Raw genomic sequence first — 12,894 nt, 5'->3', positions numbered from 1 at the left:
GTGGCGGAACTGGCAGACGCACAGGACTTAAAATCCTGCGGTGAGTGATCACCGTACCGGTTCGATTCCGGTCCTCGGCATTGATTTTTATATTTTTTTACTTAAGTCAGTAATGGCTTTTTTTTTATGTTTATTTTTTGCAGCCTTTTTAATGTATTAATTGCTTATCTTTTTGTATAATTAAGGTCAGAAATAGTCAATTGACAATTAAGGTGGTGTTTCAATTGGATAATCGGAATATGTCAGATATTATTGAATCCTATTTAAAAGAAATTTTGGAAATCAATCATGAGATAGAAATTCGTCGTTCTGAGATGGCGACTCAATTTGATTGTGTACCTTCTCAAATTAATTATGTAATAAATACTCGTTTTACTGTTCCTCAGGGTTATAAGGTAGAGAGTAAAAGAGGTGGCGGAGGATATATTCGTATTGTTAAAATTAATTTAGTACAGCATGGTAACTATTTGGTTCATCTAGCAGAGTCGATAGGTTCTGAATTGACAGAGAATGATGCATTTGCTATCTTAAAGCAACTGTATTTAGATGAAATTATTGATTTTAGAGAAAAAGAAATTATTTTAACTTTATTGAGAAATAAACCGTTATTAAGCGTGTCAGATAATAATACATTACGAGCGCATATGATGTTAGAACTACTGGAACGTTTAACGTATGAAGAGAAGGAGTGATATAGATGAGTGAATTATTTACAGAAAGAGCAAAAATAGCTTTGGATTATGCTCAAAATGAAGCTAAATATTTTAAACAGGACTCTGTTGCGACAGAGCACTTATTACTTGGATTAATAAAAGAAGAAAAAGGTATTGCTGGGAAATCTTTACGTCAGTTAGAGTTAACGGAAGATCAAATATTTGAGGAAGTTGAACAAATTACTCAATATGGTAGAAAATCAAAAAAAGTCGAAGGTTTACTCCCTTATTCACCAAGAGCAAAACAAGTATTATCTTTTGCTAGTATGGAATCGAAAAGAGTTGGAGCTCCTAGTATTGGAACTGAACATATTTTGCTTGCTTTAATTAAGGATGAAGAAGTTCTTGGAGCAAGAGTGTTAACCAATTTAGATGTTAATTTACATAAAGTACGCCAAGTCATTTTTAAAAAGATTGGCTTAGTTGATCCTATGAGTAAGCAGAATCAGCGTAAACAACCTATGGGGGCTGCTAATAATAGTAAAGCGCCTCTTGAGGAAGGAACGCCAACGCTTGACTCTCTAGCAAGAGACTTAACTCAATCAGCGCGAGATAATCGTTTGGATCCTTTAGTTGGACGTGATAAAGAGGTTCAACGATTAATTCAAATTTTAAGTCGTCGAACTAAAAATAATCCAGTACTAGTGGGTGAACCTGGTGTGGGAAAAACGGCTATTGCAGAAGGATTAGCACAACGTATTATTGAGGGACGTGTTCCTAAAGAAATGCTTGCTAAGCGTTTAATGATGCTTGATATGGGAGCTGTTGTTGCCGGTACTAAGTATCGTGGTGAATTTGAAGATCGTATGAAAAAAGTTGTGGATGAAATTTATCGTGATGGTGAAGTTATTCTATTTATTGATGAACTTCATACACTTATTGGCGCTGGTGGTGCAGAAGGAGCTATTGATGCATCGAATATTTTAAAACCTGCTTTGGCTCGTGGTGAGCTGCAAACAATCGGAGCTACAACTCTTGATGAATATCAAAAGTATATTGAAAAAGACTCGGCTTTAGAACGACGTTTTGCTAAAATCCAAGTAAATGAACCAACTGTGGAAGAAGCAGAAGAGATTCTTTTGGGTCTTAGAAAACGATATGAAGATCATCATAAAGTGACAATTACTGATGAGGCTGTTTTCGCGGCAGTTAATCTGGCAACTCGTTATATAAGTGATCGTCAGCTTCCCGATAAAGCAATTGATTTGATTGATGAATCTGCGGCCAGAGCTAGACTTGAAGTGGCTAGTACTCGTTCTCCAATTGCAATTCAACGTGAAAAATTGGGAAAAATGGGTGTTGAAAAAGAAGAAGCTATTTTAAGTCAAGATTTTGAATCAGCAGCGAATCTTCGTAAGAAAGAAAAAAGAGCATTAAAAAAATTAGATCAGTTAATTGAATCTGAAAAAAACAATGACACAGGTTATGACATATATGTAACTGAAGAAGCAATTGTTTCAGTTGTTGCCCAGTGGACTGGTATACCTTTAGAGCAATTGGAGAAAAAAGAAACAGAACGATTATTAGAACTTGAGAAAGTTTTACATAAACGGGTTGTTGGTCAAGAAGAGGCTGTTGAAGCCGTGTCTCGTGCTATCAGAAGAGCAAGAAGTGGTTTGAAAGACCCTAATCGCCCAATTGGTTCTTTTATGTTTTTAGGACCAACTGGTGTAGGGAAAACTGAATTAGCTAAAAGTTTGGCTTCGGTTATGTTTGGTTCAGAAGATGCCTTAATTCGTGTTGATATGTCTGAATTTATGGAAAAACATAGTACAAGTCGATTGGTCGGCTCACCACCTGGTTATGTTGGATATGATGAGGGTGGACAATTAACAGAGCGAATTCGTCAAAAACCATATTCTGTTATTTTGCTAGATGAAGTAGAAAAAGCTCATCCAGATGTATTTAATATTTTACTACAAGTTTTAGATGATGGGCATTTGACAGATTCTAAAGGAAGAAAAGTAGATTTTAAAAATACAATTTTAATTATGACATCTAATATTGGAGCAACGGCATTAAGAGATGAAAAAACTGTTGGATTTGGTTCTAATGGTGGCGAGAAAGACTACAAGGCAATGAAATCTCGTATTTTAGAAGAGTTGAAGAAGACTTTCCGCCCAGAGTTTTTAAATCGTGTGGATGAATTACTTGTGTTCCACTCATTAACAGAGAAAGAACTAAGTAGTATCGTAAAAATTATGAGTCAATCGATTGTTGAAAGATTGAAAGAGCAAAAGGTTGAATTAAAATTAACACCTGCTGCAATTGAAGTTATTAGTAAAGAAGGCTTTGACCCTGAGTATGGCGCACGCCCTATTAGACGAGCATTGCAAAAAGAATTGGAAGATCGTTTAAGTGAGCTACTATTATCTGGTGAAATTGTACCAAATAGTAAAGTGGTTGTAGGTGCTAAAAAAGGTAAGATTCAAGTGAAAGTGACTCCACAAAATGTATTAGAAAAAGTGTAACAAAATGAAGCGCTAGGTTCTATACTGGCGCTTTTTTATTTGTGATAAGATTGTCAATCTTAAGTATCTTGTGGTAGGATAATTTTGATTACTTCAAAAGAAGGAGAAAAAAATGATAGAAATAACAGCAACTGTTGAGTCATTTGAACAAGCTCAACGTTTATTAGAATTGGATATTGATTATTTATACTTTGGAGATGTTTCTTTTGGTTTACGCTTGCCTAAACATTTTACAAGAGAAGAAATAAAAGAGTTGGTGATACTAACTCATAATGCAGGCAAAAAGGCTCGAGTGGCTGTTAACGCCATTATGCATCCTGAAAAAATGCTGAAGTTACCAGAGTACTTATCATTTTTAGAAGAAATAAAAGTGGATGAAATTGTTGTGGGAGATACTGGTGTAATTCATGTTCTCAGACGAGATAATTATGAATTACCATTTATTTATGATGCAGCGATGATAGTTACTAGTTCTCGCCAAATTAATTTTTGGGCAGATCGTGGGGCTATAGGCGCGGTTTTAGCAAGAGAAATTCCTTATTTAGAATTAGTTGAATTAGCTAAAAATATTAAGGTGCCTGGAGAGATGTTAGTTTATGGGGCTAATTGTATCCATCAGTCCAAACGTCCGTTAGTCCAAAATTATTTTAATTTTACTAATATAGATGAAACTGTAGATAAAGAACGCCATCTATTTATTTCAGAGCCTAAAGATGATGAAACACATTATTCTATTTATGAAGATGAACATGGTACTCATATTTTTGCAACAAACGATGTGAATTTAATGTTGGAACTGGGTCAATTAGATGCTGCAAAATTAACGCATTGGAAATTAGATGGTATTTACACTCCAGGGAATGATTTTGTTACTGTTGTAGAGTATTTTATTGAGGCTAAAAACCTTATCTTATCAGGTAATTGGACAGAAACAGAAGCGGAACGACTGAATCAGTTAGTAGTAGCATCACATCCAGCAGAACGTGGTTTAGATACGGGCTTTTACTATTTGAATCCTGATGAAATTAGATAAGGGGTATAGAAAATGATAAAAAAAGAATTAAAACGTCCAGAAGTATTAGCGCCAGCAGGAACTTTAGAAAAATTAAAAACAGCTATTCGCTATGGTGCAGACGCTGTATATATTGGTGGTAATGCGTATGGACTAAGAAGTCGTGCAGGAAATTTTACTTATGAAGAGATGGAAGAAGCTGTTGCTTTTGCTAAAGAGTATGGAGCTAAAATTCATGTGGCAGCTAATATGGTAACGCATGAATTTGATGCTAAAGGGGCAGGAGAATTTTTTAAAGAGTTACGAGATGTTGGGATCAATGCAGTTATTGTATCAGATCCAGCATTAATTGAAATTTGTTTAGCTGAAGCTCCTGGTTTAGCTGTTCATCTATCAACTCAATCTTCAGCAGTCAATTATGAAACCTTAGCGTTTTGGCAAAACGAGGGGTTAGAACGAGTGGTTTTAGGTCGTGAGGTATCTATGGAAGAAGTGAAAGCTATTCGCGAAAACTCAGATATCGAAATAGAGGCCTTTATTCATGGAGCAATGTGTATTTCCTACTCTGGTCGTTGCACGTTATCTAATCATATGTCACATCGAGATGCCAATCGTGGTGGTTGCTCGCAGTCATGTCGTTGGAAGTATGATTTATTTGAAATGAACTTGGACAAAGAGCGCCAATCATTAATTGATTCAGGTGATATTGAAGAACCTTTTTCAATGAGTGCTGTGGATATGGCAATGATTGAGCATATTCCAGATTTAATTCAAAACGGTGTGGATAGTTTTAAAATTGAAGGGCGTATGAAATCTATTCATTATGTTTCAACTGTAGCAAATGTTTACAAAGCTGCTGTGGATAGTTATATGGAAGACCCGGAAAATTATGTCTGTAAACAAGAGTGGATTGATGAACTGTGGAAAGTGGCTCAACGAGAATTGGCTACTGGTTTTTATTATCAAACACCATCAGAAGATGAACAATTATTTGGCAAGCGTCGTAAGATACCAGTGTTCAAATTTATTGGTGAGGTCTTAGACTATGATAAAGAGACAAAGATTGCTACAATTAGACAACGAAATCATTTTAGAGTAAATGATGATATTGAGTTTTATGGACCTGGCTTTACACATTCACATCAAATTATTAAAGAGATGTGGAATGAAGATGGTGAGGCTATTGAAAAAGCTCCTAATGCAATGATGATTGTAAAAATGCCAGTAGAAAATCCTGTAAAACCAGGTGACATGATTAGAAAACGAAAATAAGGGTGATAATGAATGGAAACATTTGATTACATAGTTATTGGTGGCGGAAGTGGCGGTATAGCTTCTGCTAATCGTGCTGGAATGCACGGAGCAAAAGTATTATTAATAGAAGGAGCAAACATTGGAGGAACGTGTGTCAATGTTGGGTGTGTTCCTAAAAAAGTAATGTGGTCAGCTTCAGAGATGAACGCAATGATGTTACAGCAAGCAAAAGAATATGGTTTTGATGTAACTATTGATGATTTTAATTTTTCACGTTTGGTAGAAAATCGTCAAATGTATATCGAAAGACTCCATGGTCTATATATGAAAGGCTTAGCTAGTAACGGTGTGACAGTAATGAAAGGCTTTGCTAAGTTTGTTGCTAAAAGAACTGTAGAGGTAAATGGAGAAAAATATCATGCACCTCATATTTTAATAGCAACTGGTGGTAAAATTGTTCGTCCAAATATTCCAGGAGCTGAATTTGGTATTGATTCAAACGGCTTTTTTGAACTTACAGAGCAACCAAAATCAGTAGCTGTTGTTGGTGCGGGTTACATAGCTGTTGAAATTGCTGGTGTTTTAAATGGTTTAGGTTCAGAAACCCATCTTGCTTTTAGAAAAGAAACATTCTTAAGAGATTTTGATGAGATGATGATTTCTGGTTTAACGGAAAGCTATGAAAAACAAGGTATCCATTTACATGCGCACTCTGTACCAAAAGAAGTTACTAAAGAGTCAGATGGTTATCATTTATTTTTTGAAAATGGGAACTCTCTAGTAGTTTCAGAAATTATTTGGGCAATTGGTCGAACGCCTAATGTTGAAATCCTTGATTTAGAAAAAACGGAAGTCTCTGTTACGAATCAAGGTGCTATTCGAGTAGATGACTATCAAAATACCACGCAAGAAGGTATCTATGCGGTGGGGGATGTGATTGATAAGGTTAACTTAACACCCGTAGCCATTGCTGCAGGTAGACGATTGTCAGAGCGTTTATTTAATGGTCAGAAGAAGGCATGTTTAAATTATGAAACCATCCCAACAGTTGTCTTTTCTCATCCGACAATTGGAACTGTTGGGTTAACAGAAAAAGAGGCTCGTGTTAAATATGCTAATGAAAAGATTAAGATATATACATCAACATTTACTCCTATGCAATATGCCATAACTGACTTAAAAGAAAAATGTCATATGAAATTGGTTTGTGTAGGTGAAAAAGAAACAATTGTAGGTCTTCACGGGATAGGTTTAGGTGTTGATGAGATGCTTCAAGGCTTTGCTGTTGCTATTAAAATGGGAGCTACAAAGGCTGATTTTGATGAGACCGTTGCGATTCATCCAACAGGGGCAGAAGAGTTTGTGACAATGAGATAAAAGACTTATTCTTAAAATAGAAAGATTATTATTTAATAGACTTTCAAAGATTACTTTGAAAGTCTATTTTATATGCTGTATAATAAGTAGTGATTTATATTAAATAAGGAGGAAAAAAACATGGATTTATTAACTTTGGCAAGATTCCAGTTCGGAATGACCACTGTCTTTCACTTCTTTTTTGTACCAATGACAATTGGAATGGCATTTGCAGTCGCTATTTTAGAAACAATGTATGTTGTGAAAAAAGATAAGATTTACAAAGACATGGCAAAATTCTGGGGAAACATTTTCTTATTGGGATTTGCAGTAGGTGTTGTAACAGGAATTATCCAAGAGTTCCAATTTGGTATGAACTGGTCTGAGTATTCTCGTTTCATGGGAGATATTTTTGGAGCACCACTTGCAGTAGAAGCATTATTAGCATTCTTTTTAGAATCAACATTTATTGGGTTATGGATTTTTGGATGGGACAAATTCAACGAGAAAGTGCACTTATTATTTATTTGGTTAGTTTCTCTAGGAACAACCCTATCAGCTCTTTGGATTTTAGCAGCTAATTCATTTATGCAAAACCCAGTTGCTTATCAAATTAATGAAGCAACAAACAGAGCAGAATTAACAAGTTTCACAGGTTTACTTAAAAATCATCAATTGTGGTTAGAATTCCCACACGTTATTTTCGGAGCAGTAGTAACAGCAGGTTTTGTTATTGCTGGATGTTCTGCTTGGAAACTAATGAAAAAACAAGATACAGAATTCTTCAAGAAATCAATTAAATTTGGTTTGATTTTAGGTTTAGTTGGTTCAGTATTAACAATTGGAGCTGGTCATAGACAAATGACTATTATGGCTGATGATCATCCAATGAAATTTGCTGCAATGGAAGGTATCTATGAAGATACTAAAGGAGACAGCGCTCCGTGGAATATTGTGGCAGGAATTGATACAAAAAATAAAAAAACAGATTGGGAAATTGCCGTTCCTTCTTTATTAACTATTTTAGGCGGTAAAGACAGTTATAAAGGAATGGATGCAGTAAATAATGATCTTCATAAAGAATACGATGAAAAATTCGGTGAAGATATGAATTACTACTTACCAGTTAAAACAATGTTCTGGAACTTCCGTTTCATGGCAGGATTTGGTACTTTAATGGCCTTAATGGCGATTGTTGGTTTATTCTTGCTTAAAAATAACCGTTTAGAAAAAATGAAATGGTTATTAGGTTTATTTGTAGCTGGTATTTTCTTCCCATTCATTTCTAACTCAACAGGTTGGATTATCACTGAAATGGGACGTGCACCATGGACTGTATATGGTTTGTTCACCATTGCAGATAGTGTGTCACCAAGCGTATCAAAAGGATCATTAATTTTTAGTAATATTGTTTATTTCTTATTATTCTTATTCTTAGGAGCGGTGATGGTTGTGTATGCGAAACGATCACTTAAAAAAGGACCTTATTATGTGAGTCCATCAGAAGCTCGTAAAGAATCAATTGACCCATTTTCAAAGGAGGCCTTCTAATATGAGTAACTTACAATTATTATGGTTCCTTTTAAGTGCCGTATTATTTACTGGCTTTTTCTTCTTAGAAGGATTTGACTTTGGTGTTGGTATGTCAGTTAAATTATTAGCAAAAAACAAACGTGAACGTGATCAAGTCATTCATACAATTGCTCCTGTTTGGGAAACTAATCAAGTATGGTTAATTACAGCAGGTGGCGCGATGTTTGCTTCATTCCCTGAATGGTACGCGTCATTATTTAGTGGTTTTTACAACATTTTATTACTTGTTTTAGTTGGTTTGATTATCCGAGGTGTATCTTTCAAATTTAGAGCAAGTGCTGAAAATGCAAGAGAACGTAATGTATGGGAATGGACAATGTTCCTAGGCAGTGTGTTATCAACATTTTTCTTAGGAATGATGTTTGTTGATTTAGTAAGAGGTATGCCACTGGATGCGTCTAAAAACGTGATGAATGCTGGCTTTACTGATTATGTTAACTTATATTCTATCGTTGGTGGTGTCGCTGTAACATTAATTTCTTACTTACATGGCTTAAACTATCTACGTTTAAAAACAGATGGTAAAATTAGAGAACGTGCGAATGCTCAAGCAAAAAAATTATACCCAGTGTTATTTGCAGGTTTAGTAGCATTTGCTATTCTTTCATTTATTGATACTGACTTCTTTAAAGAAAGAATGATGTCGTCATTGATTATCTTAGTTTTAATTGTTGTTTTTGCTGCAATGGCAGCTTACGGTAGTTACAAAGATAAAGAAGGCTTTTCATTTATTTCAACTGGCTTAGTTTTTGCAGGTGTTGTTGCCTTTTTATTCAACGGATTATTCCCAAGAGTAATGGTTGCAAAAGATGCGAAATTCCATTTGTTAATTGAAAATGCATCAAGTACACCATATACATTAAAGGTAATGACAATTGTTACATGTCTATTATTACCAGTTGTTTTACTATATACAGCTTGGAGTTACAAGAAATTCTCAAAACGTGTATCTGTTGATGTTTTAGACAGATATTAATAGATAAGGAGACATACCTAATTTGATTGATAAGAATTTATTTCGCATTGATAAAATTAGGCCAGTCTTAATAGGGCTTGCAGGACTAGGTGTTCTGCAAGCCTTATTGATTATCGGACAAGCCTATTTTTTATCACATGCTATTAGCGAGCTTTGGAATGGACAAAATGTTGCGTCTCAATTAACAGAGATGGGCATCTTTTTTATTTGTTTCTTATTGAGACAAGTTCTCAATTTCTTTAGAGATGGATTTCTGGATAAGTTTGCCTATGAGCAATCTAAAGTTGTTAGACAACAATTATTAGATAAAGTATTTCGTTTGGGACCAAACTTTGTTCAAAAAGAAGGAACCGGAAATATGGTTACCATGGCAATCGAAGGAATCTCTCAAGTAGAAAATTACATTACTTTAATTTTGCCTAAGATAACTAATATGATGGTTATTCCTTGGGTTATTTTAATCTTTGTTTTTACACAAGATATCCGCTCGGGTATTGTCTTGTTACTTGTTTTTCCTATTATTATTATTTTCATGATTATCTTAGGATATGCCGCTAGAGCCAAAGCTGATCGACAGTATGAAGGCTATCAATTATTAAGTAATCACTTTTTAGATTCCCTTAGAGGTTTAGAAACCCTTAATTTTTTGGGGTTAAGTAAAAAATATGAAAAAAATGTCTATGGTATCAGTGAGGATTATCGCAAAGCAACAATGAGTACTTTAAAAATCGCTATCTTATCCACTTTTGCTCTAGATTTCTTTACTACCTTATCAGTAGCTATCGTTGCTGTCTTTTTAGGGTTTAAATTGATGAATGGCGAAATGCTACTTTTTCCAGCCTTAACGACGCTTGTTTTGGCACCAGATTTCTTTTTACCTTTACGTGATTTTTCAAGTGATTACCACGCTACACTTGATGGTGGAAATACATTACAATCAATTTTTAGTATTTTAGATAAAAAAGAGTTTGCAGAACAAGAAGAGCTAAATTTAGAGGCTTGGTCTGAGGAAGATACATTAACTTTATCGGGTGTTAACGTTGTATATGATGAAACAGCTGAAAAGAATACGCTAAGTAATATTGATTTTTCATGGAGTGGATTTGGTAAAATTGGCGTTGTTGGCTTATCTGGTTCTGGAAAATCAACGTTAATCAAACTTTTAGGTGGCTTTTTGGAAGCAAAAGAAAATAGTATTGAAATAAATAATGAAACAATCAATCATTTGCGCTTAAAAAGTTGGCAAGATCAACTGTTATACGTTCCACAAGACCCGTATATATTTCATGCTTCATTCAAAGATAATATTAGTTTCTATCAACCAAATGCTAGTGAAAGAGATATTTTAATTGCTGTTGAACAAGCTGGGCTTCTTGAAGTTGTTCAGGAGTTACCTGAAGGATTAGAAACTATTATTGGAGACGCGGCGCACATGTTAAGTGGTGGCCAATTACAACGTGTGGCTATTGCTCGAGCGTTTTTAGATAGTAATCGTCAAATATTATTATTTGATGAACCCACTGCCCATCTTGATGTAGAAACAGAAGCAGATTTGAAAAGAACGATGTTACCCTTGTTTAATAATCGTTTAGTTTTCTTTGCGACTCATCGTCTTCACTGGATGAAAGAGATGGACTATATCCTTGTTATGAAAGATGGTCAGATAGTTGAACAGGGAACCTATTCAGAGTTACGAGAGAAAAATGGTGCTTACAGTGAATTTGTTGAGCAGCTGAAAGGAGAGTAATATGAAAAAGAATTATTTATTACTTTCAAAAGAAGATCATTGGGTTCGTCCCTTTTTCAAAAAATATAAATGGTTACTAGTTGTCGTATTACTTTTAGGGTTTTTAACTTTTTTTGCAGCGTCTGCATTGATGTTTACCTCTGGGTATTTAATCAGCAAGTCAGCAGCAAAACCTGAGAATATACTGATGGTGTATGTCCCGATTGTACTAACTCGAGCGTTTGGTATAGCAAGACCCAGTCTTCGATATGTAGAACGTTTAGGAAGCCATAATTGGGTCCTTAAAATGACATCAGATATTCGTTTAAAGTTGTATCAGGCAATGGAAACAAGAGCGGCAAAATCAAAATCAGAATATCAAACAGGTAATATTTTAGGAATATTAGCAGAAGATGTTGAGCACATTCAGAATCTTTATTTGAGAACGATATTTCCAGCTATTATTGCTTTAATACTCTATGTAGTAATTGTGATTGCTTTAGGTGTTTTTTCTATACCTTTAGCGTTGGTCATTCTACTAATTTTAGGTGTTATATTGATTGTTTTACCTTTAACGTCTGTTCTAGTTAATAATGCACGAGTTTATCGTCAAAAAGCCAAGCGACATGTTTTGTATAATCAATTAACAGATGCTGTGTTAGGTGTAGGGGATTGGCAATACAGTGGTCGTTATCAAGAGTTTTTAAATGGTTACAATGAAGCTGAAAGCCTTGTGCGAGATGAAGATAAGGTGATGAATCAGTACTCAAGACGGGAAAGCTTAATTAAACAAGCATTATTTGGTTTAGTTGTCATAGTCATTTTTGTTTGGGCAGGTCATTACTTTGGAAAAACTGGTGAAGTTGTCTATTTAAATTGGATAGCAGCTTTTGTTTTAGCTTTTTTTCCATTAATTGATGCGTTTGCGCCAATAAGTGATTCTGTGAAAGAGTTACCTTTGTACGAAGATACAGTTCAAAGGTTAAGTACATTACCAGAAATCAAAGAAGAAATAACGATAAATAACAGTGAAGAATTGGAAATAAATCAAGCGGATATCTCATTTAATCGTGTTAATTTCAGATATGATGAACAATCTAAATACCTTTTAAAAGAATTTAATTTAAAAATTCCAGAAGGTGAAGTAGTGGCGGTTCTTGGACGAAGCGGTGTAGGGAAAACAACGCTTTCCAAATTATTACGAGGAGATTTACTTCCTGAAAAAGGACAGATAACAGTTGATGAGGTTAATACATTTGAGTTAGGTGAGAAACAATCTGAGTTAATCGGTGTTTTAAATCAAAGCCCTCATATTTTCAATACCACTATTCGAAATAATATTCGTTTAGGTAATTTAAAAGCAAGTGAAGAGGCAATTGAAGCAGCAGCCAGTCAAGCGGGTTTAGCTTCTGTTGTGGATAAACTTCCATTAGGATTGGATACAGTAGTTGAAGAAGGTGGAAAGCGTTTCTCAGGTGGGGAACAACAACGAATTGCTTTAGCAAGAATTTTGTTGCAAGATGCTCCTATTATTATTATTGATGAGCCCACTATTGGACTTGATCCAATTACTGAAAAGAAACTATTAGAAACAGTATTTGATGTATTAAAAGGAAAAACCGTTCTATGGATTACCCATCATTTAGTTGGAACCCATTATGCCAATCGTATTATCTTTTTAGAAGATGGATACATTACGATGGACGGAACTCCTCAAGAATTATTAAAAGAGAACAAACAGTTCCAAACGTTATATCAATTAGATTTATATGAATAAAAAATACTTTAAAAAC

At 34.7% G+C, this 12,894-nt stretch carries 9 protein-coding genes; all 9 read left to right on the top strand.

Going from position 1 to position 12,894, the window contains the following annotated elements; all coding sequences use genetic code 11:
• The first annotated feature begins 224 nt into the window (after nt 1-224).
• A complete protein-coding gene (locus RR554_RS07925) occupies nt 225-692 on the top strand; it encodes a CtsR family transcriptional regulator (RefSeq protein WP_332463663.1) in 468 nt (155 codons plus the stop codon).
• A gap of 5 nt (nt 693-697) precedes the next feature.
• Entirely contained in the window at nt 698-3,184 is a 2,487-nt protein-coding gene (locus RR554_RS07920) for an ATP-dependent Clp protease ATP-binding subunit (protein WP_332463664.1), read from the top strand.
• Nucleotides 3,185-3,296: 112 nt separating this feature from the next.
• Nucleotides 3,297-4,217 carry a peptidase U32 family protein gene (locus RR554_RS07915; protein ID WP_332463665.1) on the top strand — a complete coding sequence of 307 codons (921 nt, stop codon included), beginning with the start codon at nt 3,297-3,299 and terminating at the stop codon, nt 4,215-4,217.
• A gap of 12 nt (nt 4,218-4,229) precedes the next feature.
• Complete coding sequence (locus tag RR554_RS07910) at nt 4,230-5,468, top strand: peptidase U32 family protein (protein ID WP_332463666.1); 1,239 nt, start codon at nt 4,230-4,232, stop codon at nt 5,466-5,468.
• 12 nt (nt 5,469-5,480) lie between these two features.
• On the top strand, nt 5,481-6,827 hold the full coding sequence (gene gor / locus RR554_RS07905; RefSeq protein ID WP_332467762.1) for a glutathione-disulfide reductase: 1,347 nt from the start codon (nt 5,481-5,483) through the stop codon (nt 6,825-6,827).
• Between the two features lie 120 nt (nt 6,828-6,947).
• A complete protein-coding gene (locus RR554_RS07900; RefSeq protein WP_332463668.1) occupies nt 6,948-8,357 on the top strand; it encodes a cytochrome ubiquinol oxidase subunit I in 1,410 nt (469 codons plus the stop codon).
• A 1-nt stretch (nt 8,358) separates the two neighbouring features.
• Nucleotides 8,359-9,375: a cytochrome d ubiquinol oxidase subunit II gene (cydB, locus tag RR554_RS07895; RefSeq protein ID WP_332463669.1), complete on the top strand. Its 1,017-nt coding sequence runs from the start codon at nt 8,359-8,361 to the stop codon at nt 9,373-9,375.
• 22 nt (nt 9,376-9,397) lie between these two features.
• Nucleotides 9,398-11,122 (top strand): thiol reductant ABC exporter subunit CydD, encoded by a 1,725-nt coding sequence (gene cydD, locus RR554_RS07890; protein ID WP_332467761.1) that lies wholly within the window; start codon nt 9,398-9,400, stop codon nt 11,120-11,122.
• Nucleotide 11,123: 1 nt separating this feature from the next.
• Nucleotides 11,124-12,878 carry a thiol reductant ABC exporter subunit CydC gene (cydC, locus tag RR554_RS07885; RefSeq protein WP_332463671.1) on the top strand — a complete coding sequence of 585 codons (1,755 nt, stop codon included), beginning with the start codon at nt 11,124-11,126 and terminating at the stop codon, nt 12,876-12,878.
• The last annotated feature ends 16 nt before the right edge of the window (nt 12,879-12,894 follow it).

The organism is Vagococcus sp. (genome assembly GCF_036639995.1).
Taxonomy (GTDB): domain Bacteria; phylum Bacillota; class Bacilli; order Lactobacillales; family Vagococcaceae; genus Vagococcus.
The sequence above is the reverse complement of the archived record's forward strand: the minus strand, read 5'-3'. Positions and strand labels throughout refer to the sequence as shown.

What these genes read in the sequence shown, in the direction of transcription:
- RR554_RS07920 (WP_332463664.1), top strand. Translation starts at nt 698, where the DNA reads ATGAGTGAATTATTTACAGAAAGAGCAAAAATAGCTTTGGATTATGCT.
- RR554_RS07915 (WP_332463665.1), top strand. Translation starts at nt 3,297, where the DNA reads ATGATAGAAATAACAGCAACTGTTGAGTCATTTGAACAAGCTCAACGT.
- RR554_RS07910 (WP_332463666.1), top strand. Translation starts at nt 4,230, where the DNA reads ATGATAAAAAAAGAATTAAAACGTCCAGAAGTATTAGCGCCAGCAGGA.
- gor (WP_332467762.1), top strand. Translation starts at nt 5,481, where the DNA reads ATGGAAACATTTGATTACATAGTTATTGGTGGCGGAAGTGGCGGTATA.
- RR554_RS07900 (WP_332463668.1), top strand. Translation starts at nt 6,948, where the DNA reads ATGGATTTATTAACTTTGGCAAGATTCCAGTTCGGAATGACCACTGTC.
- cydB (WP_332463669.1), top strand. Translation starts at nt 8,359, where the DNA reads ATGAGTAACTTACAATTATTATGGTTCCTTTTAAGTGCCGTATTATTT.
- cydC (WP_332463671.1), top strand. Translation starts at nt 11,124, where the DNA reads ATGAAAAAGAATTATTTATTACTTTCAAAAGAAGATCATTGGGTTCGT.